Source organism: Rothia sp. (in: high G+C Gram-positive bacteria), from assembly GCF_015265375.1.
Classification (GTDB): domain Bacteria; phylum Actinomycetota; class Actinomycetes; order Actinomycetales; family Micrococcaceae; genus Rothia.
Window position 1 is genome coordinate 24,214 of sequence record NZ_JABZXW010000005.1, and the last position, 19,587, is coordinate 43,800.

At 59.5% G+C, this 19,587-nt stretch carries 16 protein-coding genes; 4 read left to right on the forward strand and 12 right to left on the reverse strand.

What is annotated here, in order from left to right; translation table 11 throughout:
• Positions 1 to 2: 2 nt before the first annotated feature.
• A complete protein-coding gene (locus HXO69_RS01565) occupies positions 3 to 443 on the reverse strand; it encodes an alpha-N-acetylglucosamine transferase (RefSeq protein WP_296544900.1) in 441 nt (146 codons plus the stop codon).
• 472 nt (positions 444 to 915) lie between these two features.
• Between HXO69_RS01565 and HXO69_RS01570 the strand changes: the two genes are divergently transcribed.
• The gene (locus tag HXO69_RS01570) at positions 916 to 1,164 is read left to right on the forward strand and encodes a WhiB family transcriptional regulator (protein WP_005505386.1); all 249 of its coding nucleotides are present in this window, start codon (positions 916 to 918) and stop codon (positions 1,162 to 1,164) included.
• A 157-nt stretch (positions 1,165 to 1,321) separates the two neighbouring features.
• Here HXO69_RS01570 and HXO69_RS01575 read toward each other — a convergent pair whose 3' ends face one another.
• The 3 genes from HXO69_RS01575 to HXO69_RS01585 form a co-directional block, all read right to left on the reverse strand.
• Positions 1,322 to 2,896, reverse strand: coding sequence for a sensor histidine kinase (locus HXO69_RS01575; RefSeq protein WP_296544901.1), 1,575 nt, complete (start codon positions 2,894 to 2,896; stop codon positions 1,322 to 1,324).
• Positions 2,897 to 3,219: 323 nt separating this feature from the next.
• Complete coding sequence (locus HXO69_RS01580) at positions 3,220 to 4,893, reverse strand: P-loop NTPase (protein WP_296544902.1); 1,674 nt, start codon at positions 4,891 to 4,893, stop codon at positions 3,220 to 3,222.
• Positions 4,890 to 5,582 carry an SAF domain-containing protein gene (locus tag HXO69_RS01585; protein WP_049356534.1) on the reverse strand — a complete coding sequence of 231 codons (693 nt, stop codon included), beginning with the start codon at positions 5,580 to 5,582 and terminating at the stop codon, positions 4,890 to 4,892. The genes HXO69_RS01580 and HXO69_RS01585 overlap by 4 nt, the downstream gene beginning before the upstream one ends.
• A gap of 363 nt (positions 5,583 to 5,945) precedes the next feature.
• Between HXO69_RS01585 and HXO69_RS01590 the strand changes: the two genes are divergently transcribed.
• Positions 5,946 to 6,179, forward strand: coding sequence for a helix-turn-helix domain-containing protein (locus HXO69_RS01590; protein WP_044150292.1), 234 nt, complete (start codon positions 5,946 to 5,948; stop codon positions 6,177 to 6,179).
• 124 nt (positions 6,180 to 6,303) lie between these two features.
• Here HXO69_RS01590 and HXO69_RS01595 read toward each other — a convergent pair whose 3' ends face one another.
• Positions 6,304 to 6,957, reverse strand: coding sequence for a histidine kinase (locus tag HXO69_RS01595; RefSeq protein ID WP_296544904.1), 654 nt, complete (start codon positions 6,955 to 6,957; stop codon positions 6,304 to 6,306).
• Positions 6,958 to 7,164: 207 nt separating this feature from the next.
• Here HXO69_RS01595 and HXO69_RS01600 point away from each other — a divergent pair, with 207 nt between their 5' ends.
• Positions 7,165 to 8,100 carry a LysM peptidoglycan-binding domain-containing protein gene (locus HXO69_RS01600; protein WP_296544906.1) on the forward strand — a complete coding sequence of 312 codons (936 nt, stop codon included), beginning with the start codon at positions 7,165 to 7,167 and terminating at the stop codon, positions 8,098 to 8,100.
• A 93-nt stretch (positions 8,101 to 8,193) separates the two neighbouring features.
• Positions 8,194 to 8,829: an Rv3235 family protein gene (locus HXO69_RS01605; protein ID WP_296544907.1), complete on the forward strand. Its 636-nt coding sequence runs from the start codon at positions 8,194 to 8,196 to the stop codon at positions 8,827 to 8,829.
• Between the two features lie 135 nt (positions 8,830 to 8,964).
• Here the strand turns inward: HXO69_RS01605 and secA are convergent, their stop codons facing one another.
• From secA to HXO69_RS01640, 7 genes are all read right to left on the reverse strand, one after another.
• Positions 8,965 to 11,580 (reverse strand): preprotein translocase subunit SecA, encoded by a 2,616-nt coding sequence (secA, locus tag HXO69_RS01610; RefSeq protein ID WP_296544909.1) that lies wholly within the window; start codon positions 11,578 to 11,580, stop codon positions 8,965 to 8,967.
• A gap of 350 nt (positions 11,581 to 11,930) precedes the next feature.
• Positions 11,931 to 12,572, reverse strand: a complete 642-nt coding sequence (gene hpf, locus HXO69_RS01615; protein WP_012903212.1) for a ribosome hibernation-promoting factor, HPF/YfiA family — start codon at positions 12,570 to 12,572, stop codon at positions 11,931 to 11,933.
• Positions 12,573 to 12,781: 209 nt separating this feature from the next.
• Positions 12,782 to 13,684, reverse strand: a complete 903-nt coding sequence (locus tag HXO69_RS01620) for a ComF family protein (RefSeq protein ID WP_296544911.1) — start codon at positions 13,682 to 13,684, stop codon at positions 12,782 to 12,784.
• Positions 13,685 to 13,724: 40 nt separating this feature from the next.
• On the reverse strand, positions 13,725 to 15,431 hold the full coding sequence (locus tag HXO69_RS01625) for an LpqB family beta-propeller domain-containing protein (RefSeq protein ID WP_049354277.1): 1,707 nt from the start codon (positions 15,429 to 15,431) through the stop codon (positions 13,725 to 13,727).
• 258 nt (positions 15,432 to 15,689) lie between these two features.
• Positions 15,690 to 17,444: an MtrAB system histidine kinase MtrB gene (mtrB, locus tag HXO69_RS01630; protein WP_296544913.1), complete on the reverse strand. Its 1,755-nt coding sequence runs from the start codon at positions 17,442 to 17,444 to the stop codon at positions 15,690 to 15,692.
• A gap of 34 nt (positions 17,445 to 17,478) precedes the next feature.
• Positions 17,479 to 18,180, reverse strand: coding sequence for an MtrAB system response regulator MtrA (gene mtrA, locus HXO69_RS01635; RefSeq protein WP_012903206.1), 702 nt, complete (start codon positions 18,178 to 18,180; stop codon positions 17,479 to 17,481).
• Positions 18,181 to 18,235: 55 nt separating this feature from the next.
• Positions 18,236 to 19,540, reverse strand: a complete 1,305-nt coding sequence (locus HXO69_RS01640) for a methionine synthase (protein ID WP_296544914.1) — start codon at positions 19,538 to 19,540, stop codon at positions 18,236 to 18,238.
• Positions 19,541 to 19,587: the final 47 nt, after the last annotated feature.

Consider the following 19,587-nt stretch of genomic DNA (forward strand, 5'->3'; position numbering starts at 1 on the left):
GTTTAGCGGCGTCGGCGGCTGTACTTCTCTGCTTCTTCGCCCGATGCTTCGGTGACCGCCTCAATATAGCGGCGGCTACTGGGCATGAGCACAAAGACGAAGGCAGCCGCCGCACCAATAACACCCGCAATCGTGATGGACTGGCTAATGTTCAGACCGTAAGCACTCACGTTCATAACGAGGGTACTTGCGGTGACCCACAGGGCGCAGAGGGTAATCAGGATCATGGGCAGGCGCGATCCGAAGCGGCCGCGGTAGAAACGCAGACCGAAGTAGGTCATGCCAGCGGCAATGAGTGCCTGGAGCACACCGCCCACAATCGCTTGGGCGGTAGACATTCCGCTGATGATAAAGGGGTAGAGGATGCCGCGAATCAGGATGTATGCCGCGAAGGTTTCGGTCAGGGCGAATGCATAGATGACGTTGAACGGGCGTGACGGCACGGTGGGCTCCTCATGGGTAGTGTCGGCGGCAGACCGGGATGTACTCAGCCCGATGTGCTGGTGCGTTAGCGGGTGGGTACTCCCCTGCCTCGGGTTCGCCTCGGGTTCACCGCCTCGTCGTCGGTGCGGCATTTCAGGGGTAGGTACCGCTTTATATTATGCCTGAGGCGCCACTCACCCAGCCGCCCGCGCCTCGCCCATGAGACGAGACGCAGGATATGTGTGTCAGCATGCGATTCCCCACCCTCTCAATTAGACAAAGGTTAGCCTAAGTGATAGATGCCTCAGCGTAATACTGAAGTTTTTAGAGAAAAGTACTTGTCACATCCGCTCCAACATGCGAAAGTTGATAAGTCAATTTTCACCCTAACGCTGGGTGAGCATCCCATCATCGGATGTATTTGACACGCGCACAGGAAAATAGATGTGTCTTGCCACCGCGTGAGACCGTAAATCATGAAGGAGGTCCACCGTGGATTGGCGTAGTCGTGCAGCTTGTTTGGATAAGGATCCGGAGCTGTTCTTCCCCGTAGGAAACACCGGACCTGCCCTGTTGCAAATTGAAGAGGCTAAGACTGTCTGCCGCTCTTGCGAGGTTGTAGACGTCTGCCTGAAGTGGGCCATCGAGACCGGCCAGGACTCCGGCGTATGGGGTGGCACCAGTGAAGACGAGCGTCGTGCGATGAAGCGTCGCGCAGCTCGTGCCCGCCGTGCATCCTAACTTCCGGAGTATTCAATAGGGCATCAAAAGCGTGGTGCAGTGACTTTATGTCGCTGCACCACGCTTTTGCCATATCCAGAACCTCTCTAGACAGCAAACTGCCGCCGCTCCCCTGATCGGAAGCGGCGGCAGTTCTATATGTCTTATGAGAAGGGGCTTAGACGAGCACCGCGGTAATCACCACGCGGGTGCCCTTCGGTTCGTTAGCCTCCCAGCGAATCGAGCCGTTCAGCTCGCTCGCCACCAGGGTACGCACAATCTGCATGCCCAGGCCTTCCTTACCGGTCACCGGGCGGTAGGCGTTCGGGCCGGACTCTTCAATCTTTTTATCGCCCATGCCCTTGCCGTCATCGGTAATCACGACGGTGAGGATGTTCTCGCCCTCATCATTGGTGCCGCGAATACCCTCGAGGGTTACGGTGCCGGTCTCGCCGTCCAGGCCGTGCTCCACAGCGTTCGCGACGACCTCGTTAATGACCAGCGCCAAAGGGGTGGCGAACTGGCTCGGCAAAGAACCGAAGGAGCCAATCAGCTTGGTGGACACGTGCTGACCGGGCGAAGCCAACTCAGCTGCAAGGTGGAACTGACGCTCAATTAGCTCGTCAAAGTCGACGTTCTGAGTCAGACCCTGCGAGAGCGCCTCGTGCACGGTCGCAATCGTTGCCACACGGCGCATCGCCTGCTCCAGGCCCTGACGAGCCTCGTCCGTGGTCATGCGGCGCGACTGCAAGCGCAGCAGAGCGGACACAGTCTGCAGGTTGTTCTTCACGCGGTGGTGAATCTCGCGAATGGTCGCGTCCTTGGTCATGAGCTCCAGCTCGCGGCGGCGCAGTTCGGTCACGTCGCGACAGAGAATCACGGCACCCTCACGCTCAATACGGGCACGCCTCTGCGCCAGCAGCGGGATGGAGCGCATGGTGACGCGAGCGCGGGCAATGACAAGTTCGGTGCGCAGGTCGCTGCGTCCGGCAAGGACGAGCTGCAGGGTTTCGTCTGCCTGCTCACCGGCAGGAAGCATGGCGCGGGTGACGTCGGCGAGGTTTCGCTTTTCAAGGTAACCACTCAGCCCCATGCGGTTGTACATCGAGTTCGCGTTCGGGGACGCAACGACCACGCGACCGGCGCGGTCGAGCACAATAATGCCGTCAATTACGCGGGGGTTGCCCTGGGTGTTGTTTCCCTGGGCGAGGGGGTCGGGCCACAGGCCGGAGTGCACCATGGAAAGCATGGTGTCGGCGGCGAATTCGTAGACCTCGTCGCTGATGGAGGGGTAGCCGTTGGGGGTGGCAATCTTGTGGCTGGTCAGCAACGCAATGGTGCGGTTGTTGCGCACAATGGGCACGAAGGTTACGTGTACGCGCGGGCGGGCACCGACGCCTTCGCCGCTGCCTTCGTCGGTGTAGGTGCTGATGTTCTGGTCAATCCAGACGCGGTATGCCTCGTCGCGGATTCCGTCTTCCATTTCCTGCTCAATGATGTCGTGGTGGAAGAGGGTGCGGACGTTGGAGGGGCGCACGTGCGCGAAGGCACGGAAAGTACTGGTTTCGCTGGGGCCAGATACGGCATCCGGGGAGCTGCCGTCGGCAACAACGTAGTCGGTGGGGAACCATAGAACCAGGTCACTCTGGGCGATGTCAGAGATGACCTGCCATTCACCCATGATGAGGTGAACGCGTTCAGTGTCGCCAGGACCGAAGTCGCAGGCGCTCATAATTCCTTCTGCAAAAGACATATGTTTGTGTGCTTCCCATGAGTTCGGGTAGATTCAACCATTTTACGGTTTGCTCGCCGCAAATCCCATTCAAACGGCAATATGTGGAATAGTTTACAGAGCATTTCTTGGAGCGCGCTTTTATTCGTAAATATGACGCAGTGAGATGAGATGCACCCCTCAGTTGGATAGTGAGACATTCGCACCACGTCTCTGCCTTGGCCCTGGGTGAAGATGCAGAAAACCCGGCGTATCGGCGCTCCTCGTTCCGGGAGGAATACCGATAAACCGGGCCTCTAGCAAGCGCTAATTTATGCGGAGGGATTTACGCGCCGGGACTGCTGTTAAGCGCCGGGGCGCACCGCGTACATGCCCTCAAGCATCGCCTCGAAGGACTGCACGACCGCGTGGCGGGGTGCCACCTCCAGCAGCGCTTCGCCGTTGCGGCGCAGACGGTCCATGACCTTACGCTCGTACGGAATCACGCCGGTGAGCGACACCGACAGGTAGCGTGCCCAGTTATCGCGCATCTTCGCCTCCGGGTTGAATCCGGCGGCTTCGCGGCGGCTGCGGTTGAGCCAGTACTGCACATCCGTTTGGGGTGCGAACAGGTCCGGGCGCGACTGCACCTCGCGGGCGAGGTTAATCAGACGCGGCAGCCCGATAACGTCCGCTTCACCGAGCGCAATCACGCGGTCGGCGCAGGCGAGCGCGGTGAGGGTCGCGGCGTTACGGCGCGGCGCCGGGCCGTCAAAGGTCAGCTCCTCATCCACCTCGATGGGTGCGGCAACATCGCAGATGACCAGGTCGTAGCGGTGCTTGAGCCATTCGAGCACCTCCGCGAAGGCGCGGGCGCGAACCTCGGGCCAACGCGAGGAGGAGGTGATGCCGCTCAAGAAGTCGAAGGTGCCGTTCTTGAGGGGCACACGCTCCATGATGGCGCCCGCTTTCTTCTCGTCGAGCTGGGCACGGTCGGCGTCCGAGCAGAGAATCGCCAGGCCGGAGCCGGTATCCTCGAGCGCCATGAGCGCATCCAGGCTGGGCGCGTAGGTGTCTGCGTCGATGAGGCAGACCTGCTGCCCCTGCTGTGCCGCGAGGGCTGCGAGGTTGAAGGCGATGGTGCTTCGACCGGGCGCGCCGTGAGTACCCCAGACGGTCACAATCTTGCCGAGGCGGTGGCCGGGCTGGTAGCGGGAGGGCGCGGCGGGATCCTGGTTGATGTCAGGGTGCTGCGGCAGGGTGCCGTCGTTGTTTTCGTTCTGCATGTGCACCGCGTAGTCACTGCCGGGTGCGAAGGAGTCGACGATGGCGGCGGCCTGGCTGAGCACGGATTCCTCGTTGCTGGGAGCGGTTGAGGAGGCTTCCGCCGGCTCAGGCGCACCGGGTGCCGGGGCGGCCGGTGCTGCGGGGTCGATTCCGTAGCTTCCGTAGTCGGCGCCGTAGGGCGCGCCGGCGTTTACAGCAGTACCCGCGGCGGGGTCGTAGCCGTAGCCGCCCGCCCCATGGCCAGCAGCTCCGTTATCGTAACCGTAACCGTAACCGCTGTATCCGCTGTCGTAGCCGTAGCCTGCATCATAGCCGTAACCAGCGTCCTGACCGTAGGCGGCCTCCGGCTGATGTACCGCGGGGGCGGGTGCCTGGTTCGGGGTCTGTGCGGGAATACCGTAGCCTACCGCGGGTCGGGCGAGCGCCGCATCCACCGCCTGTTCGAGCGAGCCCAAGATCTCTTCGAGGGCAGCTTCGGGGCGGATGCGGTGTGCCTGCGTGGGCAGGGGCAGGTTGTCCGGGGTGATGACGGCGAGGAGCACTTCGGAGGCCGCGAGCGCATCCACGGTGGAGGCGCTCATTTCGGCGGGCACGTGCACGCAGAGCAGCACGCGGGCGATGCCGGTGTGCGCCATGCCGACGGCTTCGCTGAAGTCCTGTACGGTGCGCGCCACGGAGACGCGGCCGCGCTGGGATTCGATGCGGTTCAGGAGCGAGCCGTCATCGCCGTAGAGGATGACGGGGATGTTCACTGGCCCTCCCCGTAGGTGCCGGGGATGAGGCTGATTTTGGAGTCGCTGTTGCTTTCCTTCACGAGGTCGGTGAGGGCTTCTTCCTTGACCCACAGCTGCACGGTTGCCTTGCCGTTGGCGCCGAGCACGCCCTCGTCGACCGTGATGGCGACGATTTCTGCGTTGGTGACGATGGCGCGGGCGCCGTTTTCGGTGCGGTTATCGCTCTTGGTGTCGGGATTGCGCGGGCCGGAGGTCCACACGTCCACACGCTCGCCCGCCTTCAGCGCGGAGGCTGCGGCACGGTCAATGCTGACGGTTGCAAGGCGGCGGCCCGGGGAAGTTTCGGTGCCTACGGATTCCTTGCTGATGAGGTTGCCGGCGGGGATGCGCTGAATCGCGATTTTGCCGTTCATCTGGGCGGCGTCGGCGCGGGTGAAGTACTTGTCCTTGGCGGAGTCGATGTTCGCTTCGACTCGGGCTAGTTTGTCTTCGGTGATCTTCTCACCGAGGCGGATCTCGCTTTTGGCGGTGTAGTACTCGGTTTTGCTGTTGTTTGCCTGCACGTAGAGCTGCACGCCGGTGATGGAGACGAGCACGAGCAGCACACCGAGGATGAATCGCCAGTCCTTGACGGTGGGCCTTTTGAGGCGTTTGGCATGGGGCTCGGTGAGGGTGGAACGCTTCGTCGCGTTCTGTCGTATGCGCATGATGTGGTTGTGCCTTTCGGTGCGGAAGCCGGCGGTGATTCCGGGTGTTGTTCAACTGACCGATGAGCGAGTGGTGTGTGTTCGTTAGTGCTTTGACTGGATTCTGGCACTAACCCTAACAGCATATTTCATTTAGTACTCGCTCTCAACAAGAGTCGTGTTTATGAAATATTTTTGAGTTTCGTCCCTTTTGAAGGGGCGATTAGATAACTTTTCAGCTCATATAAGGCTTTTTGCGGGCAAATTTCACGGTGATGGCATATACTGAAAGTACTCAATAGATGTTCACTACGAACTCTATCTGAAAGGCTACTAACGGTAGCTAGGGGCCCAGGATTTCACTCACGGAAAGGATCCAATTCGATGACTGCACCTCGTTTCCTCACTCTGAGCGACGTCGCCGAGGAGCTGCAGGTTTCGCTTTCGCAGGTACGCGCTCTGGTGCGTAGCGGCGAACTTCCCGCCATTCAGATTGGTGGGCGTAACCAGTGGCGTATTGAACGCTCTCGTTTCGAAGAGTACATTACCGAGCGCCACGAGCAGACTCTGGAGGCAATTGCTTCCGGCAAGCTCACTGCAAAGGCTAAGGCTGAGTAGCATTCGACATACACCTCACGGGCGTAACGCTCGAGTGTTTTAGAAAGGTCCGCTCCTCTCGTTGAGATTTCAACGGAGAGGGGCGGACCTTTTTGTATGTATTTGTTGCGTTGGTGCGGGCTTTTTAGCGTGAGATGCGGGCAATCACCGCGCTGACGCGAGCCAGCGGGATGGTGCGCACGCCGGCGCCGCGAGGTGCGCGGGAGTAGCCGGAGGCACCCTGACCATAACCAGCCTGACCGTAGACCCCCTGCGCACCGTAGGCTGCGCGCGCATACTGGTCGCGTTCGTAGATGCGCGGGTACTGGCCGCCGTTGAGCAGGCGCAATTCAAGGAAGTCTGCGCCGACACGTTCAATGACACCGTCGTAGCTGACGGTTCCACCCTCGAGGGAGAGGCGGACGGGTTCGCGCGCCATGGCGAGGGAGCGCAGTGCAAGCTGGATTTTCATGCGGTAGCGTTCGGGGCGAATATCGGCGCGCCCGGGGGCGATGCCGCCTTCCCACCAGAGCATTCCGCGCAGGGGGATGATAATGTTCTCGCCGCGCGCTTCGATGCTGACCCATTCTTCGCCGACCATTTCAAGCTTACCTTCGTAGGTTTGCATGTCGGTGGCGCAGATACGGATTGGGCCGCCGACCTGCGCTAGGAGGCGATCATCGAGGGTGATGGTGGAGTAGTGGACGCGGGCGACTTGGCGTGCGTCCTGTTCCATATCCCAGGCGCGTTCGGAGGCGAGGCGCGCCTCAATGTCTCGTAGGAACTTTTCCATGCTCATGGTATGACCCTACCTGAGGTTGGGTGCGGATACGAACCGGGGCATTTTCTGGTCAGATGGCGGTTGTCAAGCTTGATTTTTGAAGCAATTTCCACCAAATTACATGTTTTTCATGTATTTTGATACTTTTTGCTTCATTTTTGGTGTTACTTCCTGTATAAATGAAGCAATACCAAAACACATCAAACACACCGTTTGGAGGTCATTGTGGACCATCTTTCCACTCCGGGTCAGGCACCCGCAGCCTTCGCTTCACATCCCGTTACATCCGTTACGCCCCTGGCATCCGGCACTGATGCAGGTCACGAAACCAGCACCAAGGCAAACTACCAAGACGCGCTACTCTTTATCGCCCCTCCCCTGCTTTCCGCGGCGGTCCTGGGCGCGTTGAGCGTGAACCTGCACCGTATCCCCTCGGCGCATCCGCTGACAGACGCTTCGCTGCTCTGCGCGGGGGCTGCGGCAATCCTCATTACCGCGTGGTGGTTCGTCAGCTTTATCTGCGCGCTCTTCTACGCTCGTTCCCTGCAAGTTTCGAGCCGCAACGCTGACCGCGCGGTGCTAAAGGTTCCGGCGATTTTCCGTCCGCGCTTTATGCGCCGCATCGTTCTGACGCTCGGCGGCACGGCTCTTGGAGTGGGTGCGGTTCTGGCTCCCGCGCAGGCTACGGTGGCTACACCCAGTAGCGCCGGGCTGACCGGTACGGAGGGCATGCCGCAGACAACCGTTTCGGCTGTCATGATCGCAGGCACAACGAGCACCGCGGACTCAACGAACACCGCCGCAGATGCGGCACTGCCTGATACCGTCCCGGATCAGTCCACCGCTCCCCTGCAACTCTCCGCTGAGGTTCCCGATATTCCCCTGGCGCCTGAACCCACGGAGGCGGCAGGCTCTCTGCAGGACCGCAGCCCCTTCTTCTCTCCTCCCCGCACCGAGGCGGGCACCTACTCCTACACGGTTCAGGCGGGCGATACGCTCTGGTCAATTGCCGCCGATCAGCTGGGCGAAGGCACCGACGCCTCCACCATCTACAACTACACCCTCGATATTTACGAGGCGAATAAGGACGCCCTGGGCCAGAACGCCGAGCTGCTCTACGAGGGGCAGGTTCTACAGATTCCCGAGCAGCCCGTTCACTAGCCTCACACCGCGTCTTCCGCTACCCCTCTCCACCCCGACAGTCTTTCGTTCGCTCAACCCACCTCACATACCCCTGCACTGAAAGGAGCCGTCATGAGCTTCTCCAACCTTCTCCCCCGCGCCCCCTGGACCCCGCCGCATCAGCCGGCACAGCCCACCAGCCCGTATTCGAAGAGCCGCCCGTCCGCTCAGCCTGTGGTTCCGCAGCAGGTGACTCCGCTTCCCGAGCAGGGTCAGGGCACGATGGCTCTGGTGCAGAAGCGTAATAGCCCGTCGGTTTACTCGCTGTTGCCGCTGCCGCGTTACGAGCAGCATTCGGCGCAGCGTCCGCAGGTGATGAAGAAGGGCCGCCCGTTGCGTCCGGCGGATGCACTAGCTCGCCAGTTGGAGGGCCGTTGCGCGGGTGTGGCGATTGCTTACCTGGAGATTATGTCGGCTCGTCGTTCGCGTCAGCAGTTGGCGCAGTGGGTGTCTGCCGATTGTTTCCACCGTCTGCTGCCGTTCTTCCCGAAGAACCCGCGCCAGGTGCGCCAGGAGATGCTGTTGACTCTTCCGCCGGTTCTGCTGCGGGTGCGAGCGCAGAAGGTGCACGATGAGCTCTACGAGGTGGTTGCGTTGCTGCGTTGTGCGGATAGGGTGCGTGTGGTGACCATGCAGATGCGCCTGATTCACGGCATGTGGCTGATTACCTCCATCGAGCAGCCGCAGAGCCGGGTTGACGAAGACTAAGGCTTCCCCCGCTCTCCTCTACAAAACACACACAGACACACAGAGAGGGTGCGAATCCGGTCTTGGATTCGCACCCTCGCTGTTGTGCTTCATGCTCTTTTCACGCTTTGCGGTGCGTCAGCTTTTACGCTGAGGCTACTTGTCCTTCGAGCGTTCCACGTGAACCTGCTCGTGGCCGTCCTCATCCGGGGCGGAGTACTGCAGGAACTTCGGGCGCGAAGGCTCAGCCAGGCGCACGGCAGAAGCCTGGGTACGCTGCTTGGACAGGTCCAGGTTGAACAGGTAGGTCACGGTCTCTTCGCGGATCGCGCCGAGCATCGCCTGGTACATGTCGTAACCTTCACGCTGGTACTCGACCAGCGGGTCACGCTGAGCCATCGCACGCAGACCGATACCTTCCTTGAGGTATTCCATCTCGTACAGATGCTCGGGCCAGCGCTCACCGATGACGGACAGCATGACGCGGCGTTCGATTTCGCGCATGCTCTCTTCGCCGACACTCTTTTCACGCTCTTCGTAGATGAGGTGTGCGTCCGCCAAGACTTCCTTCACGATCTGGTCGCGAGTGATCTTGGTGCGGTCGCCGGCGTCCTCTGCGAGGTCGTCCACGGTAATGGAGATGGGGTACACCTGCTTGAGGGCGCTCCAGAGCTCGTCGAAGTCCCAGTCCTCGGCGTGGCCTTCAGAGACTCGGGCGTCAATGATGGTGGTCAGCACCTCGTCCACGAAACCGGAAATCTGTTCCTTCAGGTCGTCACCGTGCAGGATGCGGCCGCGGTCCTTGTAGATCGCTTCACGCTGGCGGTTGAGCACGTCGTCATACTTGAGCACGTTCTTACGCTGCTCAGCGTTACGGCCCTCAACGTTTGCCTGTGCGGTAGCGATAGCGCGGCTGACGATCTTGGAGTCCAGTGCGGAGTCCTCGGGGGCTGCCGCCATGAGGCGGGTTGCCATGCCGGTGTTGAACAGGCGCATCAGTTCGTCGGTCAGCGACAGGTAGAAGCGGGACTCGCCCGGGTCGCCCTGACGGCCGGAACGACCGCGCAGCTGGTTGTCGATACGGCGGGACTCGTGACGCTCAGTACCGAGCACGTACAGGCCACCGAGCTTGGTGACTTCATCGTGCTCTTCTTTAGCGGCGTCTTCGCAGGCCTTCAGAACCTCGGGCCAGCGTGCCTCGTACGCCTCAGAGTTGGTGTTCGGGTCCAGGCCGAGCTCACGCATCTTCTCGACGGCCTCAAATTCGGGGTTACCGCCGAGCATAATGTCGGTACCACGACCAGCCATGTTGGTTGCCACGGTGACGGCACCCTTACGGCCCGCCTGCGCAACAATAGCAGCCTCACGCTCGTTGTTCTTCGCGTTCAGCACCTCGTGGCGCACACCAGCCTTCGCCAGCTGGCGGGACAGGTACTCGGAGTTCTCCACGCTTGCGGTACCCACCAGAATCGGCTGGCCCTTTTCGTGGCGTTCCTTAATGTCCTTGACCACTGCCTTGAACTTGGCGATTTCGTCGCGGTACACCTTATCGGGGTTGTCGATGCGCTGCACACCCTTGTTGGTGGGGATGGGCACCACGCCGAGCTCGTAGGTGTTCATGAACTCTGCCGCTTCGGTTTCCGCGGTACCGGTCATGCCGGACAGCTTGTCGTACATGCGGAAGTAGTTCTGCAGGGTCACGGTCGCCATGGTCTGGTTCTCAGGCTTGATTTCGACGCCTTCCTTCGCCTCAATCGCCTGGTGGATGCCGTCGTTGTAGCGGCGGCCCGGCAGAATACGACCGGTGTGCTCGTCAACAATCAGGACCTCGCCGTCAATGACCACGTAGTCCTTGTTGTTGGTGAACAGCTCCTTCGCCTTGATGGAGTTGTTCAGGAAGCCAATGAGCGGGGTGTTCTTCGATTCGTAGAGGTTCTTCACACCCAGGTGGTCTTCCACCTTATCAATGCCGGATTCGAGGATGCCGACGGTGCGCTTCTTCTCGTCTACTTCGTAGTCTTCACCGCGCTTGAGCAGGGTTGCGGCAATGCGCGCGAACTCTGCGTACCAGCGGTTTGCCTCACCAGCGGCGGGGCCGGAAATAATCAGAGGGGTACGCGCCTCATCAATCAGAATGGAGTCGACCTCATCGATAATGGCGAAGTTGTGGCCACGCTGAACCTGCTCCTCCACGGTCCAGGCCATGTTGTCGCGCAGGTAGTCGAAGCCGAACTCGTTGTTCGTACCGTAGGTGATGTCCGCGGCGTACTGCTTACGACGCTCGTCCGGCTCCATGGAGGACAGAATCACGCCGCACTCCATACCGAGGAAGCGGAACACGCGACCCATGAGGTTCGCCTGGTACTCAGCCAGGTAGTCGTTCACGGTCACAATGTGCACACCCTTGCCGCTCAGGGCGTTCAGGTATGCGGGCAGGGTCGCGACGAGGGTCTTACCCTCACCGGTCTTCATTTCGGCAATATTGCCCAGGTGCAGTGCCGCGCCACCCATCAGCTGGACGTCGTAGTGGCGCTTGCCCAGGGTGCGCTTGGACGCTTCACGGACTACCGCGAAGGCCTCCGGCAGCAGAATATCGAGGGATTCGCCGTCCTTGACGCGCTCGCGGAACTTGTCGGTCTCTGCTCGCAGTTCCTCATCGGTCATCGATGCGAAGCTGTCCTCGAGCGAGTTCACCGCCTTAGTGTACGCTTCGAGCTGTCGCAGAACCCTCTTATCGCCGGTTCGGAGGATTTTCTCCAAGAAAGATGCCACTGAGCTTCTACTCCTTGCTTGTTTCGGTACCCTCACCAAGGGCGCGCGAAAGTGCGCGCGGTGAGGCCTTCCTACATATTGTATGGCAGAGCCGCCTAATTCGCCCGTCCGAGCTCTTTTTTACGCTGTGCGCCCACGAGGTGACATTTGGTGACACTCGAATCTTTCACCCTCCGGTTGAGGCGGAGCCGACCCATCCAGCGGAAGAAACGGTTGTGTGGAGGGCAAAGAAAACCCGGGGGCCTGGAGAAACACGGTGTGTATTCCCAGACCGCCCGGGTCTTGAGCCTGTTTGCTGAGCTATAGGCCCCAGGGGGCTTACGTCTCAGCAGTCAGCAGGTACGTTAGTTTTACTCGTTGTCCAGAGTAATGATGCCGTAGCTCCAACCCTTACGGCGGTATGCCGCAGCCGGTGCGCCGGTCTCGCTGTCAATGTACAGGTAGAAGTCGTGGCCGACCAGTTCCATACGGTCAACAGCTTCTGCGGGAGTCAGACGCTCGCCCTTGAAGCTCTTGTGGCGAATCTCGATGGGAGATGCGGCTTCGTCGGCGAGGGTGACCTCGCTGTTGTCGAATGCTGCTTCTTCAACCGGAACATCCGGCAACAGAATCTCGGTAATTGCTTCGGTAACCACGGGAATCGAGCCGGTAGCGTCCGCCACGGAGACGGGGTGCTTGCCACCGCGCTTGTGCAGCTTGCGGCGGTCACGTGCACGGCGCAGACGCTCCAGGAGCTTGCCGTAGGTTTCATCGAAGACCGCGAACTTGTCGTGACCCTGGGCTTCGGAACGGAGGACAGGGCCGGTACCAACAACGGTAATCTCAACGCGGATGGACTCGCCACCCAGGTGACCGTCCTTGCTGAACTTGACGTCGATGTCCTTCACGTTATCGCCGAGCTGCGCGAACTTCTGAACCTTGTCGTTCACGTATTCTTCCAGGCGTTCGGTGACCTTGATATTGCGGCCGTAGATGTTGACTTCCACGATCATTCCCTCCAGGTTGGGGGCTTATACCGCGTCCGGTTGGACCCGGTACGGGGGTTCGACTCCAATGCCGTTCCCTTGTATTTATTTTAGTACGAAACATGGTTTATATCACTAGATATGACAAATATTTAGCCCAAATAATAGCTATTCGTCGGTCTGTGAACTTTAACAGCTAAACATCGTGTATCTCTTGCAACTAACTACAGGAAACGCTATGTCTGAGCTTTTTTCGGTACCGCCGCCACAGCGCACACACCCAGCACCCGCGAACCCGCCTCCTGCAGCACGCGCACCATCTCGGAGGCAGTCGCACCGGTCGTCACCACGTCATCACAGATAATGCTCACCCGACCCGCGCACAGGGCAGGTTCCATGACGCGCAAGGCACCGTGCATCCGCTCGGCACGACCCACAGCGCCCAGGCCCTTCTGCTCGTTCTGCGCACCGGAAATCGCATCAGAAATAATGGAGGCGCCGCTCCCCCGCCGCGTGCGAGGAGCGTACCCGATAACGTCCACAGCGCGCACCCGCACCGAGGCGGGCAAACGCCGGTTGAGCTGACGCACCGCCTCCTGCACCAAAAGATTCGCCGGCGCATAGCCGCGGCGGCGCACACTCTGCGCAGACGACGGTGCCGGGACCAGCAGAACCTCAACAGGCTCAGAAGAACCGGGTTCAGCCTGAAGCTCCTCCCGGTGAGTGCGCAGAAGCTCATACACGCTACGCGCCAAGCCCTCGCCCAGCAGGGGCAGCAAATCAGTACGACCGGCGTTCTTCAACGCCAGCAGCGCACGCGGCATGATCCCCTCATAACGGGATGCCGCACGCACTTCAGGGGCACCTCCGCCAGTAGCGCAGTCGCCAGAAGACAGAGGCTGCAGAACCTGTACTTGTTCCACACGAGCCAACGCCGAATGCAGCTGCGGCAGACACGCCTCACACAGCGGCGAACCTGCACCATAGGCAACCGGCACCGCACAACACGGGCAGGTACGCGGCATCAGAACCTCACCCAAAGACCCGCCGGCGCTCTTGAGAGCGCCCGCAAGCCCGGTCAGAGACTTGCTCAGGGACCCGTTCACGGGCTCGTTCAAACCACGCTGTCCTGAACTCACCGAAAGCAACCTTTCCGCGCGCTATACCCGGTGCCCGAGGCTAACCGGCGTAACTAATCTCGTGCAGGGTCGTATCCAGACGGATCCAGCCGCGCTCCTCCATCAGGTAGCACGAACCGTCAGAACGGTGGGCAATAATGTTCGACGTATTATCCGCCGTCGAAATGGTCATCACACCATCCAGACGGTCCAGCTTCGTCTCTTCACCGCTGAGGGAAATCACCTCAGACTCACCGTTCTTCACGTTCACCACCACGACGCTCTGGTCGCCAGCCCAGCGGGCATTACGCGGAGTCACCGAAGAGCTCAGACGCACCATCTCCGTCAGGCGCAGAGGCTTGCCGGCATCATCACGCACAATACCGGAAATAATCACAGCCGACGCGCCCTCAGTAGACGCCACAATCGCCATGCGCGCACCATCGTGAGAGACGTTCACGCTCGTAAAGCTCAAATTACGCTGCCACGACAGACCAATATCCACGCCGCGCTCGCGCTCATTCGCGTCCTCAGAGTCCGGCTTGAACGCACGCACAACGCCCGTACCATCGGCAGCCCACACCCAACCGTACGCGTCAAAACTGGGGGCAGTCAGCGCGGTACTCTGCCACACGCGGCGGGCAGTACCCTGATACACCGTGTACAGGCTCGCGGCATCATTCGCCAAGCAGGCGTAAACATCCGCAGTGTAGCCCATCGCCGGGGAGCTCAACTGGCTCACGCCACGCAGAAGCAGCTGCTCGCCCGCATTGCTCATATAATCATCACGCGCCACCATCTGGCCGTTCGAATTAATAGCAACCGTGCGGGCAGGAACACCCGGGTTCAGCTTCACCGCAGAGAAGCCACTCGGCGCGTTCTCAGGAATCAGAGTGCCGTTATAGAAAACCTCAGTCTTGCCCAGACCCGAGAAGTTCTCCAAGCCGTGCATAATCTGCTCACGCACACGCGCCAAACGGTTATCGTCCAGGTGCTCACCCGAGAGGCGAACCAGCACATCCTGGTTATCGCTCATGGTCGCTGTCTCAAGGCTCATCGACTCGTTCAACGCCGAGAACGCAACATCCTTCAGGTAGGAGGCGGGGCCAGCCATCAGCGTACGCACCAGCAACTCAAAATAGCGGTCCGTATGCGGGAACCAACGAATATCCGGCACAGCATAACGGAACGCACGATCGTAGAAGTACAGGCGGCACGGGCTAAACACGCGCTCAAACTCGGCACCATCCAGCCACAGACCATCCGGGCAGGAGCTAATACGCCACTGGTTATCTTCCATAACCATGGTGAAGTCCTGAGTCTCAGTCTGAGCCTCAGGGAAGGTGCTCGTAATACCCTGACTATTTACAGTCGCCGTCTGCTGGAAACGCACATGGTAGGTACCCTCGGCAGCTCCACTATCGTCACTGCGAGGCTGCACCGTATTACGGTACACGCGAGTCGTGCCCATAGGATTCCAACGGCGCGCAAAAGAAGAACTCAAATACTGGCGCGCCACAGCATAATTCTCGATGCTATCCACACCAGCACGCACGAAGCCCTCAATAATCGCCTCGGGGGTAGCACCCGCCAGCGGTCCCGGCGCACGCGCCGGAGAAGTATTCACGCTCTTCACATCCAGACCGCTGCTGTGCTGAGTCACTCGATCATTCGAAGGAAGACCCGCGCAAGAGCTCACGAGCGTCGCCAAAGACACCGCACCCCAAGACAGCGCGGCGCGTCGAGAAACAATAGCCCTGTGAGCCATGGAGGTCTTAACCTTCCTCTACGAACAAAGACAAACAATCACCAACTACCGTTGCAGGCCATCGCAACATGGTGAAAAGATAACCACGACGAAATAGCAACACCGTGAAAACATATCTGCATTGATTGTACTGGGTGAACAGTGCAAATACGCAAGGATAAGCGCAAATACAATCACGCCCATCCCAATCCTCGGCCCCAATCTCCCGCTCTATGACAGATGCCTTAGGCAGGAACCGGAGCCCTCTCCTACCGACCTTTAGAGGGCATCCTCAATATTCGTTCGAGGAGCAATATTGGGCAGCGTATCCTTCGCGGTTGCCGAACGATGCGCACTCGCCTCAGGCTCACCCGTCACCAAAACCGGCGACTCACCCAAAGGCGCACCGTGAATTAGCGGCAGGTTTATCGTGAAGCAGGCACCGCGGCCCTTCTCGCCCCACGCCTCAATCGTGCCGCCGTGCAGACGCACATCCTCAGCAGCAATCGACAGACCCAGACCCGTACCGCCCAGGGTGCGCTTACGCGAAGTATCAGCACGCCAGAAACGGTTGAACACCTGAACAGCCTCATCCTCAGACAGACCGATACCGTGGTCACGCACCGCAACACCCAGGTTCGTGGCATTCGCACCCACGTACACGTCAATCGGGCGGGACTCGCCGTGCTCAATCGCGTTGTACAGCAGGTTACGGAGCACACGCTCAATACGCACGCGGTCCATATCCACCATGATGCTCTCATGGCTCGTATGCACGTTCAGCTTAGTATTCGTGCGCTCCAGGTGCGGCAGAGCCTCCTGCAGAATATTCGACAGCACACGCATGAAGTCTTCAGTGTCGATGGTCAGCATTGCGCTACCGGCATCGAAACGAGAAATCTCCAGCAGGTCAGAAAGCATCGACTGGAAACGATCCACCTGATCGTGCAGAAGCTCCACGGTGCGGCTCTGCGTGCGCTCCATCTCGTCACGCGTATCGTACAGAAGCTCAGTACCCAAACGCACCGTCGACAGCGGAGTACGCAACTCATGCGACACGTCAGACACAAAGCGCTGCTGCAGAGTCGACAGGCGCTCCAGCTGAACAATTTTCTCCTGCAGCGAGTCAGCCATCAGGTTGAAGGAATAGCCCAGACGCGCCGCCTGATGCTCACCGTGTACAGACACACGCTGATCCAGGTCGCCAGCAGCCAGCTTCTCCGCAGTAATAGCGGTCTGCGTAATCGGGCGGACCACAAAACGAGTCACAATCCACACCACAGAAAGCACCACAGCAAGCAGCGCGCAGAAACCACCAAAAAGAACAAAGTTAATATGCGCAATCGTGGCGGAAGAATCCGTCATATCGTACACAAGGAACAAACCGTAATTAGGGTTCTGAGAAATAGAAATATGTGTACCAACAATAAGCACCGGATAGGTACGCTCACGATTATTTTCGACAGTAGTCACCGTAGACGTCTGCCAGAAAATACCATCTTTATCGCGAACAGTTTGTTTGAAATCATTCGGAATACTCGAAGAATTCAAAGAATTATTACTGCTCTGCTCAGGAATAAAACCCTGCTTACCTTGACCTTCCAAAGGCACAAGAATCCAATTGCGCTTACCCGAACTACCCGCATCCAGCACGGTCAGGGTACGGCTCACATTACGGCGAATTTCGCTGTCACTACGGGCCTCAGAGGAGTCCAGCACGCTCTGAACGTTACGGAAACCACTCTCCGATTCCGCCAGCGCCTGACCCTTCTGATTCTCAAAAAGACTCGTCGCAATCTGGCTCGACAAGGACCAACCCACCATCAAGAAGCTCAGGAACATCATGATGCCCGCAGTACCCAAGGCACGGAACTGCAGAGATTCCTTCCACAGACGCTGAGCGCGCTGCATCAGGCTCCTACTACTCTGCTTTTTCGCCTTACGCGGCTTGGAAGTGCGGGTACGCGAAGAGGCGGAGGCTACCGCCTCCGCCGTCAAAGCGCCGTGCTCATGGCTCGACTTCGCAACAGACAATCAGGTTATCCCTTCGCCTATGAATAGGTTCCGATTAGCTACCGGAAGATCCCACCAGCTCGGTCGGAATCTTATAGCCAACGCCACGAACCGTCTGAATAAAACGATCCGCACCCAGCTCATCAAACTTAGCGCGCAAACGCTGGACGTGCACGTTTACCAGCGAATCGCTCACATCAGTGTAACCCCAGACCATGTCCAGCAGTTCCTGACGGCTCAAGGCCTGACCCGGGTGACGCACCAGCGCAGCCAACAGGTCAAACTCCAGAGGAGTCATCGGAACCTCAGTACTGTGGTACTTGACGGTACGACCGTCCATATCCATGACAATATCGCCAATAGACACCACCAGCTGGCGGCTCTCACGCGGACGCAAACGAGTACGAATACGCGCCAACAATTCAGCGTGCTTAAAAGGCTTCGCAATGTAATCATCAGCGCCAGCCTCAAGACCCTTAACAACATCTTCAGTGTCGCTTTTAGCGGTCAACATAATAATCGGCACATTAGAAGAACGACGAATTTGCTGGCACACTTCAATACCGTTCATGCCAGGAAGCATCAAATCCAAAAGCACCAAATCGGGAGTGGAACGCATAAAAGTTTCAAAAGCGCGTGCACCATTTTCACAGAAAACAGCGTTAAAGCCCTCTTGCGCGAGCACGAGGCCAATCATTTCCGCCAGAGCATCATCGTCATCAACCACCAAAATGGTGTGTGCATCGCTTGCGCTCACAGTACCTCCCTAAAGAATTGTCGTAAATACTTACATAAAAATGCTGATTATCTAATCATACCGCGCACTCAGCCAATGCACGGGCACACTCTGTCACACGAGCCAGGGAAGCTGTGGCATCCAGCACACTCACCGTACCCGAAGCCGCCCCAGCAGACGCGGAACCGCCCTGAATACGCTCATCAGGCATCAAACCCACCGCGCTCAGCTGAGCAGATTCAAGACCAACCTCACGCCACAGGCTGTACAGGCGACGAACCTGATCAGGTACCCGCACAGAGGTCACCACCGGAAGCCACAGCTGAGCATTCGCCTCCAGAAGCTGCGCCACGGGCTCCCATGAACGCGGGTCGCTCAGCGGCGGAACATGCAGCGTGCCAGGCCCCTTCGGGCGGGCGCGATCAGGATGCAACAGCAAAGCGCAGGGGGCGGCGCCCTCAACCTGCATCGCCTTCACCAGCGCCAAAGCATCAAGGGTAGGACGCGCCTGGCTCAGCAACTTCAGCTCCTGCACCGGCTTGAGCGCGGTGCCGTCCACATCAAGGATGAGCTGCAGGTTCAGCTCCGCGAAACGCTCCGCCACACGGCGGTACACCTGCTGATAGTAGTGAGGCTGCAACGCCGACAGGGAGCGGAAACCGCTCACGGTAGGGATAGAGCCCTCCAGCAGACGCTGAAACTCCGATTCATTCAGCTGTACGGCAATCAGTGCCCGCGGAGCCTGCAGAGCCTCGCGCAGAGACTCCACCCAGCGCTCCAGACCCTCCAGGAACGACTCCAGCAGGTCGCGGCTCGCCCCGGCATCGCTGATAGCACGCTCACCGCCGGGCAGGTAGATGCTCGCGGCAAGGGTCAGCGGGCCGACCAGCTGAATCTTATACACCGGGGCGGTGTCCTGTCCGGAGCCAAAACGTTTCTTCTGCGCGCCCACGCGATCAGCGAGAAGGTTAATATCCGAGAGCAGACGATCCTGTGCCAGGGCAGACTCGCGCGCTCCCCTGCCGCCGCTATGCACCATGCGCCAACCAAACGAGGCACCGTCAAAGGCGAGCCCCTCGCACACCGCCAGGGTGCGCGCCAGAGGAGTACTCCGCCAGCCCCGTGCCGGTAGATGCGGCAAGAACGGCAGGTGTGGAGAACCCAGCTCGCCCTCTACTCGGGCCATCGCTTCGCCCAAATCGTCACCGGGAAAATCGCCCAGGCCGCTAGCACGCACCAGCGGACGCTCAGTGGCGAGCGCGGCGAGGTCCTGTTCGGTCAGCTCGTCCCCCTCGGGGGCGCGGTACTCACCGGGCAGGAGCAGGCGCTCCGGCATCGGTTCGGTGCGGGCGTTCTGGCGGTTGGAAGATTGAGCGGGCATAGGGGTTTATCCAGAGGAATCAGATGGCGTACAGGTTCAAACGCAAT